The sequence below is a fragment of the Allobosea sp. Root670 genome (genome assembly GCF_001429415.1).
GTDB classification, from domain to species: domain Bacteria; phylum Pseudomonadota; class Alphaproteobacteria; order Rhizobiales; family Beijerinckiaceae; genus Allobosea; species Allobosea robiniae.
The window spans coordinates 1-14,438 of the sequence record NZ_LMJU01000003.1; the positions used below are offsets into that span (position 1 = coordinate 1).

Genomic DNA, 14,438 nt, shown 5'->3' on the forward strand with positions numbered 1-14,438 from the left:
CAATAATCTGCTCTTCCGTGAATCGTGAGCGCCGCATCGTCCGTCTCCGTGAGTGACGGACTCTACTCAAATCTGGAGGAAGATCAGGGGCTCAGGTCACCCGGCGGCGGCCCCTTCCGGAAACACTTCATCACCAATACGCGAACGACACCGTTATCGACCTCGAGGCGGTCGATAACGACGTGTCGCCGGGGTGATGTTTTCGCGCTTGGTCGACCGAAGCTTTCGCTACCGACGTGATCGAAAGCTGGGGCGGAGCAGTCTCAAGTCCAATCCAGCGCGCCGACGATCTTGATACCATCGACGATGCACGCGCTGCTCCTTTTGAGCGAGACATCGCTTCTGGCATCGTCCTCCAGTAGCTGTTCCTCTCATGATACTTGAGGCCGAACGATCGGAGATCGTTCGGCCTCCATCATTCCGAGAGACGGCCACCCGACATGGCCGATCGCCAAGCACCGGCCCGTTACGGCATCCAGGTCAGGTTTTGCGCGTAGCGCTACAGCGCTTTGACCACCGCTTCCACGGCTCGCTGCGTTGCATCGACAACCTGATCGGCCTCCTGCTTCGTCAGGCAGAGCGGCGGTGCGAAGCCGAGGATGTCGCCCTGCGGCATGGCGCGGGCGATGACGCCTTGCTCCAGCAAAGCGGCGGCGATGCGTGGACCGACCTTCTGCGAGGCGTCGAAGAAGACGCGATCATCCCGGTCGCGGACGAACTCGACCGCCGCCAGCAGGCCCTCGCCGCGAACCTCCCCGACGTGGGCGTGGCTGCCGACGGCCTCCTTCAGCGCCGCGTTGAAATAGGCACCGACCTCGCCGGCATTGCGCACGAGGTCGAGCTCATCGACCAGCTCGAGATTGGCGACGCCGGCGGCCGCGCAGAGCGGATGCGAGGAATAGGTCCAGCCATGGCCGATCGGGCCGTATTCGTCCGAGCCCTGTTCCAGCGCGCGCCACATCTTCTCCGAGACGATGACGCCCGAGAGCGGCGCATAGGCCGAGGTCAACCCTTTCGCGATGGTGATGAGATCGGGCTCGATGCCGTAATGGTCGGAGCCGAACATGCTGCCGAGACGCCCGAAGCCGGTGACGACCTCGTCCGCGATCAGCAGGATATCGTGCTTCTTGAGCACCGCCTGGATCTTCGCCCAGTAGCCGGCGGGCGGCGGCACGATGCCGCCGGTGCCGAGCACCGGCTCGCCGATGAAGGCGGCGATCGTCTCAGGTCCCTCGGCCTGGATCAGCTCCTCCAGCTTGTCGGCGCAATGCTGCGAGAACTGCTCCTCGCTCATGCTGCGATCCTCGCGGCGGTAGTAGTACGGCGCCTCGGTGTGCAGGACCGGCGCCTTGGGCAGGTCGAAGAGGTTGTGGAAGGCTGCAAGCCCGGTGAGGCTGCCGGTCATCACGCCCGAGCCGTGATAGCCGCGCCAGCGCGAGATGATCTTCTTCTTCTCCGGCCGCTTCAGCACGTTGTTGTAGTACCAGACCAGCTTGAGGTTGGTCTCGTTGGCGTCCGAGCCCGAGAGGCCGAAGAAGACCCGGCTCATGCCCTTGGGCGCGCGTTCGACCACCATCTTGGCGAGCCGGATCGAGGGTTCCGAGCCATGGCCGACATAGGCGTGGTAATAGGGCAGCTTCGCCGCCTGCTCGGCGATCGCGTCGGTGATCGATTTGCGGCCATAGCCGACATTGACGCAATAGAGCCCGGCGAACGCATCGAGGCTCCGCTTGCCCTCGCGATCGACGATGTAGACGCCCTCGCCACCGGCGATGATGCGGTTCGGCGTCTCGCCACGGGCATGCTGGCCCATATGCGTCGAGGGATGAAAGAAGTGGTCGCGGTCCCAGGCGTCCAGTTCGTTGTCGGTGCGGGCGGGTTGGTCGAGCATGACGATAATCCTTCGCGAAAGCGGGAAACGACGCCTCAGTTCAGATCGAAGCAGACATATTTGAGGTCGGTGAAGGCCTCGAGGCCGTGGCGCGAGCCTTCGCGGCCGAGGCCGGATTGCTTCATCCCGCCGAAGGGGATCGGCGCGCCGGTGATCTTGACGCGGTTGACCGCGACCATGCCGTAGTCGAGCGCCCTGGCGAGGCGCGCAGCTCGCGCACCGTCGCGGGTCACGACATAGGCGACGAGGCCGTATTCGGTGTCGTTGGCGCGGGCGATCACCTCGTTCTCGCCATCGAAGGGAGCAATGCCGGCGACCGGCGCGAAGGTTTCCTCGCGCATGATCAATGCCTCGTCCGGCACATCGGCGAGCACCGTCGGCGCCAGGAAGAGTGGGCCCGGCATGATGCGCTCCGGCGTCAATCGCCTTGCGCCGTGCGCCAGCGCATCGACGATCTGGGCTTCCGCCTTGCGCTTGGCGGCTGCGTGCATCAGCGGCCCGATCTCGACGCCATCCTCTAGGCCGGCGCCGACGCGCAGCGCCGCGACCTTTGCGGCGAAGGCGGTGCAGAAGTGCTCGTAGAGGCCGCGCTGCACATAGATCCGGTTGGCGGCGAGGCAATCCTGGCCCGAGGTCGCGAACTTGGCGTCGATGGCGATCGCGACGGCACGGTCGAGGTCGGCGTCGTCGAAGACGATCAGCGGAGCATGGCCGCCGAGTTCCATCACCACGCGCTTGACGGTCGCAGCGGCGTTGCGAGCGACGATCCGTCCGATCTCGGTCGAGCCGGTGAAGCTGACGGCACGCACCCTTGTGTCAGCGCAATAGGTCTCGGCGATCGGCGCGGCCTCGCCGGTCACGATGTTGAAGACCCCGGCCGGAAATCCGACACGGTCGGCGAGCTCGGCCAGCGCCAGCGCCGAGAGCGGCGTATGCGACGAAGGGTGGGCGACCACGGTGCAGCCGGCAGCGAGCGCAGCCGCGGCTTTGCGCGTCAGCATGGCGGAGGGGAAGTTCCAGGGCGTGAGCAGAGCTGCGACGCCGACCGGCTCACGCGACAGCGACATCTGCGCGCCCGGCAGATGGCTGGTCACGCCCTCGGCGTTCACCCGCAGCGCTTCCTCGGCGTAGTAGGCGATGAAATCGGCGGCGTAGGCGATCTCGCCGCGCGATTCCGCCAGCGGCTTGCCCTGTTCCAGCGTCATCAGCAGGGCAAGGTCCTCGGCCGTCGCCAGCATCGCGGCATGCCAGCGGCGCAGCAGCGCGGCGCGCTCCTGCGGCAGCAGCCCTTTCCAGGCTGGGAAAGCCGCCTGCGCGGCATCGATCGCCTGCGTCGCCTCAACGGCGCCGAGCGCTGCGACCTGCGCGACAAGGGCGCCGGTCGCGGGATCGGTCACGGGGAAAGTCTCGCCGTCTCGCGCCGCCGTCCAGCGCCCGCCGATATAGGATAGCTGCCGCAGCAGGCGGCGATCAGCGAGACCGGACAGGCCGGGATGCCCAACCGGCTTGGCGATCGCGGTTTCTCGTCTTGCCGTGCTCGTCATGGCGTTCATGACCATCCTCCCTCGATTGATGACGAGGCTAGGCGGAAGAGTGGCGAGACTGTCTTCGAAGTGCCGGCTACACGCCGAGACAGTCTCGGAAGTTGACGGCGGCGCCGATAGATTGTCGGCGCGACTTCAGCCCAGCACCGAGGCCAGGAATTCGCGGGTACGCGGCTGCTCCGGCGCACTGAAAATGCGTTCCGGCTCGCCCTGCTCGCAGATCCGGCCTTTGTCGAAGAAACACACCCGGTCGGAGACCTCGCGGGCGAAGCGCATCTCGTGGGTGACGAGCAGCATGGTGAGGTCGTGCTCGCTGGCAAGGCCGCGGATGACCGAGAGCACCTCGCCGACGAGCTGCGGATCGAGCGCCGAGGTCGGCTCGTCGAAGAGCAGCACGCGCGGGCGCATGGCGAGCGCCCGCGCGATGGCGACGCGCTGCTGCTGGCCGCCGGAGAGCTGAGCCGGGTAATGGTCCTTCTTGTCGGCGAGGCCGACCATGGCGAGTAGGTCGACGGCCCGGCATTCGGCCTCGCCTCGCGGCAGGCCGAGCACGCGCAGCGGTGCCTCGACGACATTGCGCAGCACGGTCATGTGCGGGAACAGGTTGAAGCTCTGGAAGACCATGCCGACATGGCTGCGGATCTGGCGCAGATGCCCGTCCGAAGCCTTGAACGGTCCGCCGGAATTCGGCTCGTGATAGGGCATGCCGGCGAGCGTCAGCCGGCCCTCCTGGAACGGCTCCAGCGTCATCAGGATGCGCAGCACCGTCGACTTGCCCGAGCCCGACGGGCCGATCAGCGTGACCTTCTCGCCGCGGGCGACGCTGAAGTTGAAATCGTCGAGCACGGTCAGCGCGCCGAAGCGCTTGGTCACGCCGGCGAACTCGATGATGGGCGCCTGTGTGTTCTCGGTCATCGCAGCGGGATCCCTGCTTTCGGCAGCGCCTTCTGCAGCCGGTGCAGGCCGGCCGAGCAGATCAGCGTGAGGAGGAGGAAGATCAGACCGACCAGCGTCAGCGGTACCAGATATTCGAAGGTGCGCTCGCCGATCATGTTGGCGAGCCCCATCATCTCGAGCACCGTGACGACGGAGAGCACCGGCGTCTCCTTGATCATGGCGACGAGGTAGTTACCCATCGCCGGCAGGATACGCGGAACGATCTGCGGCACGACGATGTCGCGATAGGTCTGCATCCGGGAGAGGTTCAGCGCGGTCGCCGCCTCCCACTGCCCGCGCGGCACCGCCTCGATGCCGCCGCGATAGACCTCGGAGGTGTAGGCCGAATATTGCAGCCCGAGCGCGATCGCCCCGGTCAGGAAAGCCGGCAGTGTTATCCCGTAGTCCGGGAGCACGTAGTAGAGGAAGAAGAGCTGCACCAGCAGGGGTGTATCGCGCAGGAACTCGACGACGACAGCCGTCGTCCAGGACACGGACGTGAACCGGCTGCGGCGCAGCAGCGCGAAGACGAGGCCGAGCACCAGCGCGATCGCAAAGCCGGCGGCAGCGGCTTGCAATGTCACGGTGAGACCGATGAGGATGATCGGCAGGATCGAGGACGCGTAGGTCAGCGGCGTCGTCGTATCCCATTCGAAGCCGTACATCATGCGCGGCTCCTCACGAATGCGCCGCGCGCGGGAAGGCCGCACCACGTCGGACGAGCCGCTCGATCAGCCGCATGAGCAGCATCAGCACCAGCGACATCGCGAAATAGCCGACAAGCGTCAGGCTGTAGATGCCGGCACTGTCGAGGGTGAGGTTGCGGATCGACTGCGCCCGGAAGGTCAGGTCGGCGATCGAGATCAGCGAGACCAGCGAGGACAGCTTCAGCGTCTCGATGGCGAGGTTCCCGAAGGCCGGCATCATCTCGACCAGGGCCTGCGGCAACGTGATGTGGATCAGCGTCTGGGTCCGGCCGAAATTCAGCGCCCGCGCCGCCTCGTGCTGCTGGACGGAGACCGATTGCAGCGCACCGCGAACGATCTCGGAGCCGTAGGCACCGACATGGAGCGAGAGCACCAGGATGCCGGTGGCGACCGGCTCGAAGCTGATTCCGACCAGCGGCAGGGCGTAATAGAACCAGAACAGCTGGACGAGCAGCGACGTCCCGCGGAAGAGCTCGGTGTAGCAGAGCGCGACCATCGACAGCACGCGCCCGCCCTCGACGCGGGCAATCCCGGCCGCGAAGGCCGCGACCGCGCCGATCGCGATCGCCGACACGGTGATCCCGGCAGTGATCAGGGCCCCGCGCGACAATGCAGGCAGATAGGACAACCATTCCATCCGGCAGGCTCCGCGACGACGTTGAACAGGCGTGGAGTTCCGCCCGCCATCGGGCGGGCGGAATGATGTCGGCTAACGCCTCACTTGCCGGCGCAGAGGTCCGCGACCTTGCGATCCGCCGCCGCCTTGATGCTGGCTTCCGACAGTCCGTAGGTGCCCAGGATCTTCTTGTAGTCGTCGGTCTTGCGGAACTCGACCAGCGCGGCGTTGAAGGCGTCGCGCAGCTCCTTGTCTTCTGGCCGGAAGGCGAAGCCGCCGAAATTGCGGACAGGCTTGCCGTTCACCACCGGGTCGGTGAAGGGCGCGACCTGCTCGACATTGGCCTGGCCCTTGGCGAGCGAGGCGACAGTGAGCTCGGTCGCAGCATAGGCGTCGGCGCGGCTCTGGACGGTGGCGAGCGCGTCGGCATTGGCCGTGATGAAGATCACCTGGCTGTCCTTGACGCCGACGGCGCGCAGGAAGTCGATATTGTTGGCGCCGGAGACGACCGCGACCTTCAGCGAGGGATCCTTGGCGAGGTCGGCATAGGTCGTCAGCTTCTTCGGGTTGCCCTTCTTCACCAGCAGGCCCTCGCCATAGGACGAGTTCGGTTCGGTGAAGGAGACCTGCTTGCAGCGCTCGGGCGAGATGTTCTGCTCGGCCGCGACGAAGTCGAAGCGCTTGGCCTTGAGGCCGGGGATCAGCGTGCCGAACGGCGTGACCGACCAGTTGGCCTCGGCGATGCCGAGCTTCTTCAACACGGCATTGGCGACGTCCGGGCCGATGCCGGCGGAAGTGCCGTCATCCTTCATGTAGGAATAGGGCACCTCGTTGGCGGTCGCGACGCGGATATAGCCCTGGTCCTTGACGTCCTTGAGCGTGGTGGCGCCGGCGGCGGCAAGGCCGGTGGCGAGAGCAATGGCGGAGAGACCCGCGATTTTCAGAAACGGCATGTGCAATTCTCCTCTGGTTGATGTTTCTCCGCGTGCCGATTGCTTCGGCTTGGCTGGCGTCTTCGCGCCGGCGGATTGGCTTGGACCGGTCGCCCGGCCGAATGAGTCAGGGCGCCTCCGTCAACACGGCGAGCACCGAGAGGCAGTCGCCGGCCTTGATCAGCCCGGGGACGTGGCGGGCGGCGAGCACGCCGTCCATGGCAGCGCAGTACTCGGCCGGGGCGAGCCCGGTCTTTCCGACGGGATAGACCCGGGCGATCGTTTCGCCGGCGCGCACGGGTTCGCCGAGGTCGCGCTCAAAGACGATCAAACCGTCGTCCTGAGCGAAGGAGAAGCAATCCGCCGAAGGCATGTCGAGCCAGCGGGTCGGCGCCGTCTCGGGCGTTCCGGCAAGGATGCCAGCGTGCCTGAGCAGGTTGCCCGCGCCGCGCCGTGCGACGCCGATGCTCGTCGCGCTCGCCGTCCCGGCGCCGCCGAGCTCGGTCGTGACGAAGACCTTGCCCATCTCCTCGACGGTGGTGTCGAGCATGCCGACGGCGTCGATCTCCAGCATCTTCATCGAGTAGGGCGCGGAGAAGGCCGCGACCGCCGCAAAGCAGCGCGCCTCCTGCGCCTTGTCCGGCAGCTCGTGCGCGGCAGCATAAGGCAGGAAGTCGAGCGTCTTTCCGCCAGAGTGGAAGTCGAGGACGATATCGGCGAGCGGCACGAGATGGCGCGTGACGTAGTCCGCGATCTTCTCGGTGACATTGCCATCCGGGCGACCCGGAAAGCTGCGATTCATATTGCCCTTGTCGATCGGCGAGGTCCGCGTGCCCGCGCGGAAGGCCGGGTAGTTCAACGCCGGCAGGATAATCACCCGGCCCGAGACCTCGGCTGGGTCGAGCGAGCGTGCCAGCTCGAACAGCGCTGCCGGCCCCTCATATTCGTCACCGTGGTTCGCGCCGGTCAGCAGCGCGGTTGGCCCCTCCCCGTTCGCGACGACGCAGATCGGGATCATCACCGAGCCCCAGGCGCTGTCGTCGCGGCTATAGGGCAGGCGCAAGTGGCCGTGCTGGACGCCTCGCGCCGAGAGGTCGATCGTCGGCGTCACCGGCGAGGGGCGGGGCGAAGCGGTCAACATCGCATCAATCCTTGACGAAGAGCTGGCGCGGCACGTTCGACAGGCATTCGACGCCGGTCTCAGTGATCGCGATGCTCTCGGTGATCTCGAGGCCCATATCCTCGAGCCAGAGGCCCGTCATGAAATGAAAGGTCATGCCGGGTTTGAGCTCGGTCCGGTCGCCGGGCCTCAGGCTCATGGTGCGCTCGCCCCAATCCGGAGGATAAGACAGGCCGATCGGATAGCCGGTGCGGTTGTCCTTGATGATCCCGTAACGCTTCAGCACGGCGAAGAAGGCGTTGGCGATGTCCTCGCAGGTATTGCCGGGCTTTGCCGCGGCGAGGCCGGCTTCCATGCCTTCGAGCGTCGCCTTCTCGGCGTCGAGAAAGGCCTGCGTGGGCTTGCCCAGGAAGACGGTGCGCGAGAGCGGGCAGTGGTAACGTTTGTAGGCGCCTGCGATCTCGAAGAAGGTGCCCTCCCCCAAGCGCATCGGCTTGTCGTCCCAGGTCAGATGCGGGGCGGAGGCGTCGGCGCCCGAGGGCAGCAGCGGCACGATCGCCGGATAGTCGCCGCCGAATTCGGCCGTGCCGCGAATGCCTGCATCGTAGATCTCGGCAACGAGATCGCATTTGCGCATGCCGGGTTCGACGACCTCGACGATACGCTGGTGCATCAGCTCAACGATGCGGCCGGCCTTGCGCATGTAGTCGAGCTCGGTCGCGCTCTTGACCGCACGCTGCCAGTTCACCAGCCCGCCGGCATCCTTGAAGCGGGCGTTCGGCAAGTGCTTCTGCAGCGAGGCGAAGGCCGCTGCCGAGAAGTAGTAATTGTCCATCTCGACCGCGACCCGGAGCCTGCCCCAGCCACGCTCGGCGATGATCTGCGCGAGCAGGTCCATCGGGTGGCGCTCGGTCGACTGCACATAGTGGTCGGGATAGCCGATGATGCTGTCATGGCCGATATAGGCGGTGCGCTTGGCGCCGTTCGCATCCTGCTTGCGGCCATACCAGATCGGCTCGCCCGTCGGCGGCACCAGCACGCATTGATGGACGTAGAACGACCAGCCGTCATAGCCGGAGAGCCAATGCATGTTGGAGGGGTCGGTAACGACCATCAGCTCGACCCCGGCGCGCTCCATGGCGGCGCGGGTCTTGGCGAGGCGCTCGGCGTATTCCTCGCGGGTGAAGTTCAGGGTCACGGTCACGCGGCGTCTCCCGCTTCGGCTTTGGTGTCGATGATCTGCCCGGCACCGGCAGTGCGGGCACGAAGGGCGGCGAGATTGGCGATCGCAGTGTCCTGCACGCCGGTGCCGGTCAGGTCCGCCAGGGTGATTTCGTCGGTGCGTGTCCGGCCGGGGCGTTGGCCGGCGATGATCTCGCCGAGCTCGGCAAAAGCCTGGTCGACGCTGGCGGAACCGGCGCGGATCGCATGGGCAAGCTCGCCGAGCCGCCGGGTCTGGTCGAGTCGGTCGGCGACATAGGTGGCGCGGGCGAGAACGGCGGGGTCGATCTCGTTCTTGTGCTCGCTGTCGGAGCCCATCGCGGTGATGTGCTGGCCGGGCTCGAGCCAGTCCACCATCAGGATCGGCCGTTCGGCCGGCGTCGTGGTGACGATGACATCGGCGCCTTTAACGGCGGCCTGCGGATCGGCGATGGCGGTGACGGCAAAGCCGAGCTTCCGGGAGAGCCCGGCCGCGGCCTCGTACGCCTTCTGCGGATCGCGCGCCCAGATCCGGGCCTCGCGGATCGGCCGCACCAGCGCCAAAGCTTGGAGTTGGAGTCTCGCCTGCATTCCGGCACCGAAGATGGCTGCGACCGCGGCGTCCGGCCGGGCGAGATGGCGCGCCGCAACGGCTCCGGCCGCAGCCGTCCTGACATCGGTGAGATAGCCATTGTCCAGAAGGAGCGCCTCGACCAGCCCGGTGCGGGCGCTGAACAGGATCATCAGCCCGTTGAGGCTGGGCAGGCCGAGGCTCGGGTTGTCGAAGAAGCCGGGGCTGACCTTGATCGCGAAGCCGTCGAGGCCCGGCACATAGGCCGTCTTCACATCGACCTCGCCGCGGTGCTCGGGAATGTCGAGCCGCAGGATCGGCGGCATCGCGACGGGCTTGGTCGCGAGCGCCGCGAAGGCCGCCTCGACACAGTCGACGGTGCTCGGATCGAGCCCGACAATGCGGCGCAGCTCCGCTTCGGTGAGGACGAGCATACGGCTCATGCGGCGGCTCCGGAGACGATGCGCCGATGCACGGCCTCGTCGATGTTGCGGCCGGAGACGATGAGCGCCGTCGGCCCCTGCGGTTTGACCTTGTCGGCGAGCAAAGCGGCGATGCCGACCGCGCCCGCGCCCTCGACGATCTCGCCCTCCACGAGAGCGGCATGGCGGATGCCGGCGGCGATCTCGGCCTCGCTCAGCAGCACGACCTCGTCGATGAGGTCACGGCACAAGGCGAAGGTGACGCGGTTGGACAGGCCGATGCCGCCCCCGAGCGAATCCGCCAGCGTTGCCTCTTCGACGACCGGGACGGGCCGGCCGGCCGCAATCGCCGTAGCCATCGCGGCGCCACGCACCATCGAGATGCCGACGATCCTGACGGAAGGCTGCAACGCCTTGACCGCGACGGCGATGCCAGCCGCCAGCCCGCCGCCCGAGAGCGGGATCAGCACGCAGGCGAGCTCCGGCAGGTCCTCGATCAGTTCGAGCCCAATCGTGCCCTGCCCGGCGACGACGTCAGGATGGTCGAAGGGCGGGATCTGGGTGAGCCCGTGCTCGGCGACCAGCCGCTCGACCTCGGCCTGCGCATCGTCCTGCGAGCGGCCGACGATACGGATTTCGGCGCCCAGCGAGCGGATCGCCTCGATCTTGTTCGCGGGCACGAGCGCCGACATGCAGATCGTGGCGGCAAGGCCAAGTTCGCGGGCGGTATAGGCGACGGCGCGGCCATGATTGCCGGTCGACGCGGTCACCAGCCCGCGCTGGCGCTGGTCTTCGGTCAGCGCCAGCACTGCATTCATCGCACCGCGCAGCTTGAAGGCGCCGATCGGCTGGCGGGTTTCGAGCTTGAGATGGACGGGCTGGCCGCAGAGACGACTGAGGGAAGGCGAAGTTACAAGCGGTGTGCGCTCGACCCGGCCAGCGATCCGCGCCATGGCGTCTTCGACCTCGGGCAGCGCGACAGCGGCCGGCGGCGTGGCCGGTCGATCCGCCTCGGCAGTGAAAAGACGCGGTTTTGTCACCGGCATGTCTCCCTCGCTTGTCATGCTGCGAGGGAGAGAATTTCATGTCAATTATTATATTGTCATGATTCAATTACGCCGGACCTGCTCCGCAGGCGGCAATGACATGGACAAAGCGGCCCGCTCGCTGCTTTCAGCCGATCGCGCCGATATCGAAAACGGGTGGCAGCTGCTCGAAGGTCTGGCGAACCGTCGTCAACGTCCGGGCCAGCAGCTCATGGCTCATCCGCCCTCCCAGGCAGATGCGGATGCCGCCGCCATGGCCTGCCCCGGCCACGAAGGGATCGGACGGCGTCACGGCGATGCGCCGATCGGCGAGCGAGCGCACCAGGCTGTCCTCGGTCCAGTGCGCGGGAACCTTGAGCCAGGAGCAGAGCGAGAGCGGATGGCTCGAGGCGACATGGCTTCCAAGCGTCTCCGCGACGATGCGCTGGCGTGCCGTCGCCTCCTCGCGCTGGACGGTGAGCAGCCTTTGCGCGGTACCGTCCTGGACCCAGCGCGTCGCGATCTCAGCCGGCAGATAGGTGCCGCTCCAGCTGGTCACGCGCAGGATCGAGGCGGCGCGGATCGAGTATTGAGGCGGCACGACCAGGTAGCCGACGCGCAGTCCGGTCAGCACCGTCTTGGTAAAGCTGGTGAGGAAGAAGCCGAGATCCGGCAACATCGCGGTGATCGACGGCAGCGGCTCGGCGATCAGCGGCTTGTAGACCTCGTCCTCGACGACGAAGACGCCATGGCGCTGCGCGATTTCAGCGATGGCACGGCGTCGCTCGGGGCCGGCAACATGGCTGGTCGGATTGTTGAGCGTCGGGATGAGCACGAGCGCCCGCACACCGCCAGCGCGGCACGCCGCCTCGAACGCATCGGGGCGGATGCCTTCCTCGTCGGTCGGCAGGCCCTTGAGGCTGAAGCCGAGGACGTTGGCGAGGCCGATGACACCGTGATCGGTCAGGTTCTCGGTCAGCACCAGGTCGCCGGCACGGACCACACAGGCGAGCGCGAGGAAGAGCGCATGGGCGGCGCCATTGGTGATCAGGATGCGCTCGACCGAGGTCTCGACGCCGAGCGGCCCGAGCCAGAGACGCGCCGCTTCACGATGGTGGTCGAGACCGGCGATCGGCCGGCACGGCCGCATGAAGGCGCTGCTGTCGCCCTCGGCCAAGGCTGACAGCGCCTGGCGCGAGGCCAGCTCATGGGCATCGAGATAGACCCCGCGTACGATCGAGAGGTCGACGACCTCGGTGGGGCTGCGGTCGAGCATCAGCCGGCCCGCCTGTTCGGTGACGCGGCTCTTGACGAAGGTTCCGCGCCCGACCTCGCCGCTGAGATAGCCGAGGCGCTCGGCCTCCTTGTAGCTGAGGCTGACGGTCTGGACGGAGATGCCGAGTTCATGGGCGAGGTCGCGATGCGTCGGCATCCGGTCCATCGGCTTCAGGATGCCGGCGTCGATATCGGCGATGATGCGCTCGGTCAGCGCAGCATGCTTGGTCGCGCCCTTCTGCTTCGTCAGGACCGGGCGCCATTCGACGGCCTTCTCGACGATGGGAGAAAGCCTGTTGCCGGAAGGCCGTTCGGCTTGACGGAACATCATATTGTCTCGTTCTTATAAAGAGGCATTCATGACATTATGCACCCGCGGTCCCAGAAGATGAAGCTCGATCCCATCGATCTCAAGATCGTTGCGGCCCTGCAGCGCGACGGCCGCATGACCAAGCTCAAGCTCGCCGAAACGGTGGCGTTGTCGCCGGCTGCCTGCTGGGAACGGCTGCGCCGGATGGAGGAAGCCGGCGTGATCAAGGGCTATTCCGCGATCGTCGACCTGAAGCCCGATGCCCCGCGCACCACGGTGATCGTCGAGATCAGCCTGAAGAGCCATCAGCAGGCGGATTTCCGCCGCTTCGAGGAGGCCGTGGCGAGGGAACCGGCCATCGTCGCCTGCGACGCGACCGGCGGCGGTATCGACTACATCATGCGGGTGGTCACGCCTGATATCGACGCCTATCAGCGCCTGATCGACCGGCTGCTCGAGCCGGCGATCGGCATCGAGCGCTATTACACATATGTCGTGACCAAGAGCGTCCCCCTGGCCGAACTGCACGCGATCCCGAGAGATCAGCCTTGAGCCGCGCAATAAAAAACAGGCACAAATCCCGGCTTGTGGGTGAGAGCGTCCAAAAAAGCCCAGGACTGTTCAGCCGGAAGCCCATCGCGCCTGCACGGCCGCGACCGTTGGATGCCGCGCCAGGCGGTCTTCGATATGAGCCAGCTGGATATCCGAAGGGGCCGACACAGCCAGCTTGAACTCGGCAGTGTCTGCCGACGAAGCGGAAGCCGCAATCTCGTTCAACGCCCAGCCGAAGCGCTGAACGTCCGCGAGCACGCGGCTTACGGAATCTCCGAGATCCGACGTCACGACGTTGATGACGACGCGGTTCAATGAAAATCCAGGCACGGTGCGACGGGACCTACGGCAACAGGATGGTGGAGCCGACCGTGCGCCGACCCTCCAGCCTGGCATGCGCCTCGGCGGCTTCCGCCAGTGGGAGGCGCAAGCCGATATCCGCCTTGAGAATGCCTTCGCCGATCAGCGCAAAGACTTCGGCCGCCATCTCCCTCAACGCGGATGGGTTGCGCAGGTGATGAAAGATGATCGGCCGGGATAGTGAATTCGAGCGCGCGGCGAGTTGCGAAACCTCGAACGGCGGCACCGGGCCGGAACTCTGCCCGAAATTCACCAGCTTCCCGAAATACGACAGCGCGGACAGCGAGGACTGGAAACTGTCGCGCCCGACCGAGTCGTAGGCCACGGCGACGCCCTCGCCCTTGGTGATGTCCATCACCTTGCCGACCAGCTCCTGATCGGAGCTCGAGAACACATGCGCAGCCCCCGCCGCACGCGCGACCGCTTCCTTGCGCGGATCTCCGACCGTTCCGATGACGACGGCACCAAGGTGATCGGCCCAGCGGCAAAGCAGCTGGCCAACGCCCCCGGCAGCAGCATGCACGAGAATATGATCCCCCGGACCGACCGCATACTCCCTGCGAAGCAACATGCAGGCGGTCAGCCCCTTCAGGATCGTCGCGGCAGCGATCTCATCATCGATGGTGTCAGGCAGCTTGAGCGCAAGGTTCTCGGGCAGGTTTCGATGCGCGGCATAAGCTCCGTAACTGCCCGTGACATAGCAAATCCTGTCGCCTGGACGAAAACCCCGGACCCCTGAGCCGGTTTTTTCGACGATGCCGCTGGCCTCGATGCCCGGAATGCCGGGTAGCGCGAGCGTGCGATACAGACCCGAGCGAACATACACGTCGTGAAAATTGACGCCTATGGCGCTCTGTCTGATCCGCAATTCGCCAGGGCCGGGGTCCGGCAGATCGACCTGCTCCAGCTTCAGCTGGTCCGGCCCTCCATGGCTTCTGAGGATGATTGCCGGCGTCATCGTGAAGTTCCGGTGAGGG

The 14,438-nt window shown here is 66.3% G+C and carries 14 protein-coding genes; 1 reads left to right on the top strand and 13 read right to left on the bottom strand.

Annotation, left to right across the window (positions count from 1 at the left end):
- Positions 1–499: 499 nt before the first annotated feature.
- The 11 genes from ASE61_RS06840 to ASE61_RS06890 form a co-directional block, all read right to left on the bottom strand.
- Positions 500–1,891 (bottom strand): aspartate aminotransferase family protein, encoded by a 1,392-nt coding sequence (locus tag ASE61_RS06840; RefSeq protein WP_061966086.1) that lies wholly within the window; start codon positions 1,889–1,891, stop codon positions 500–502.
- A gap of 35 nt (positions 1,892–1,926) precedes the next feature.
- Positions 1,927–3,444 (bottom strand): NAD-dependent succinate-semialdehyde dehydrogenase, encoded by a 1,518-nt coding sequence (locus tag ASE61_RS06845; RefSeq protein ID WP_061966271.1) that lies wholly within the window; start codon positions 3,442–3,444, stop codon positions 1,927–1,929.
- Between the two features lie 126 nt (positions 3,445–3,570).
- The gene (gene ehuA / locus ASE61_RS06850; protein WP_061966088.1) at positions 3,571–4,350 is read right to left on the bottom strand and encodes an ectoine/hydroxyectoine ABC transporter ATP-binding protein EhuA; all 780 of its coding nucleotides are present in this window, start codon (positions 4,348–4,350) and stop codon (positions 3,571–3,573) included.
- The gene (gene ehuD, locus ASE61_RS06855) at positions 4,347–5,039 is read right to left on the bottom strand and encodes an ectoine/hydroxyectoine ABC transporter permease subunit EhuD (protein ID WP_061966090.1); all 693 of its coding nucleotides are present in this window, start codon (positions 5,037–5,039) and stop codon (positions 4,347–4,349) included. The genes ehuA and ehuD overlap by 4 nt, the downstream gene beginning before the upstream one ends.
- A 10-nt stretch (positions 5,040–5,049) precedes the next feature.
- Positions 5,050–5,715: an ectoine/hydroxyectoine ABC transporter permease subunit EhuC gene (gene ehuC, locus ASE61_RS06860; protein WP_061966092.1), complete on the bottom strand. Its 666-nt coding sequence runs from the start codon at positions 5,713–5,715 to the stop codon at positions 5,050–5,052.
- An 80-nt stretch (positions 5,716–5,795) separates the two neighbouring features.
- Complete coding sequence (gene ehuB, locus ASE61_RS06865) at positions 5,796–6,647, bottom strand: ectoine/hydroxyectoine ABC transporter substrate-binding protein EhuB (RefSeq protein ID WP_061966094.1); 852 nt, start codon at positions 6,645–6,647, stop codon at positions 5,796–5,798.
- A gap of 106 nt (positions 6,648–6,753) precedes the next feature.
- Positions 6,754–7,767 carry a N(2)-acetyl-L-2,4-diaminobutanoate deacetylase DoeB gene (gene doeB / locus ASE61_RS06870; protein ID WP_061966096.1) on the bottom strand — a complete coding sequence of 338 codons (1,014 nt, stop codon included), beginning with the start codon at positions 7,765–7,767 and terminating at the stop codon, positions 6,754–6,756.
- Positions 7,768–7,771: 4 nt separating this feature from the next.
- On the bottom strand, positions 7,772–8,950 hold the full coding sequence (doeA, locus tag ASE61_RS06875; RefSeq protein WP_061966098.1) for an ectoine hydrolase DoeA: 1,179 nt from the start codon (positions 8,948–8,950) through the stop codon (positions 7,772–7,774).
- Positions 8,947–9,960 carry an ectoine utilization protein EutC gene (gene eutC, locus ASE61_RS06880; protein ID WP_061966100.1) on the bottom strand — a complete coding sequence of 338 codons (1,014 nt, stop codon included), beginning with the start codon at positions 9,958–9,960 and terminating at the stop codon, positions 8,947–8,949. The genes doeA and eutC overlap by 4 nt, the downstream gene beginning before the upstream one ends.
- Positions 9,957–10,985: a hydroxyectoine utilization dehydratase EutB gene (gene eutB / locus ASE61_RS06885; RefSeq protein ID WP_061966102.1), complete on the bottom strand. Its 1,029-nt coding sequence runs from the start codon at positions 10,983–10,985 to the stop codon at positions 9,957–9,959. Before eutB ends, eutC begins: the two co-directional genes overlap by 4 nt.
- A gap of 127 nt (positions 10,986–11,112) precedes the next feature.
- The gene (locus ASE61_RS06890; RefSeq protein ID WP_061966272.1) at positions 11,113–12,567 is read right to left on the bottom strand and encodes a PLP-dependent aminotransferase family protein; all 1,455 of its coding nucleotides are present in this window, start codon (positions 12,565–12,567) and stop codon (positions 11,113–11,115) included.
- Positions 12,568–12,627: 60 nt separating this feature from the next.
- Between ASE61_RS06890 and ASE61_RS06895 the strand changes: the two genes are divergently transcribed.
- A complete protein-coding gene (locus tag ASE61_RS06895) occupies positions 12,628–13,101 on the top strand; it encodes an Lrp/AsnC family transcriptional regulator (protein ID WP_061966104.1) in 474 nt (157 codons plus the stop codon).
- A gap of 69 nt (positions 13,102–13,170) precedes the next feature.
- Here the strand turns inward: ASE61_RS06895 and ASE61_RS06900 are convergent, their stop codons facing one another.
- Complete coding sequence (locus ASE61_RS06900) at positions 13,171–13,416, bottom strand: hypothetical protein (RefSeq protein WP_061966106.1); 246 nt, start codon at positions 13,414–13,416, stop codon at positions 13,171–13,173.
- Positions 13,417–13,444: 28 nt separating this feature from the next.
- Positions 13,445–14,419, bottom strand: coding sequence for a quinone oxidoreductase family protein (locus tag ASE61_RS06905; RefSeq protein ID WP_061966108.1), 975 nt, complete (start codon positions 14,417–14,419; stop codon positions 13,445–13,447).
- Positions 14,420–14,438: the final 19 nt, after the last annotated feature.

Excerpts from the sequence above, each read along its gene's own strand:
- ASE61_RS06840 (WP_061966086.1), bottom strand. The coding sequence starts at position 1,891 with ATGCTCGACCAACCCGCCCGCACCGACAACGAACTGGACGCCTGGGAC.
- ASE61_RS06845 (WP_061966271.1), bottom strand. The coding sequence starts at position 3,444 with ATGAACGCCATGACGAGCACGGCAAGACGAGAAACCGCGATCGCCAAG.
- ehuA (WP_061966088.1), bottom strand. The coding sequence starts at position 4,350 with ATGACCGAGAACACACAGGCGCCCATCATCGAGTTCGCCGGCGTGACC.
- ehuD (WP_061966090.1), bottom strand. The coding sequence starts at position 5,039 with ATGATGTACGGCTTCGAATGGGATACGACGACGCCGCTGACCTACGCG.
- ehuC (WP_061966092.1), bottom strand. The coding sequence starts at position 5,715 with ATGGAATGGTTGTCCTATCTGCCTGCATTGTCGCGCGGGGCCCTGATC.
- ehuB (WP_061966094.1), bottom strand. The coding sequence starts at position 6,647 with ATGCCGTTTCTGAAAATCGCGGGTCTCTCCGCCATTGCTCTCGCCACC.
- doeB (WP_061966096.1), bottom strand. The coding sequence starts at position 7,767 with ATGTTGACCGCTTCGCCCCGCCCCTCGCCGGTGACGCCGACGATCGAC.
- eutC (WP_061966100.1), bottom strand. The coding sequence starts at position 9,960 with ATGAGCCGTATGCTCGTCCTCACCGAAGCGGAGCTGCGCCGCATTGTC.
- eutB (WP_061966102.1), bottom strand. The coding sequence starts at position 10,985 with ATGCCGGTGACAAAACCGCGTCTTTTCACTGCCGAGGCGGATCGACCG.
- ASE61_RS06890 (WP_061966272.1), bottom strand. The coding sequence starts at position 12,567 with ATGTTCCGTCAAGCCGAACGGCCTTCCGGCAACAGGCTTTCTCCCATC.
- ASE61_RS06895 (WP_061966104.1), top strand. The coding sequence starts at position 12,628 with ATGAAGCTCGATCCCATCGATCTCAAGATCGTTGCGGCCCTGCAGCGC.
- ASE61_RS06905 (WP_061966108.1), bottom strand. The coding sequence starts at position 14,419 with ATGACGCCGGCAATCATCCTCAGAAGCCATGGAGGGCCGGACCAGCTG.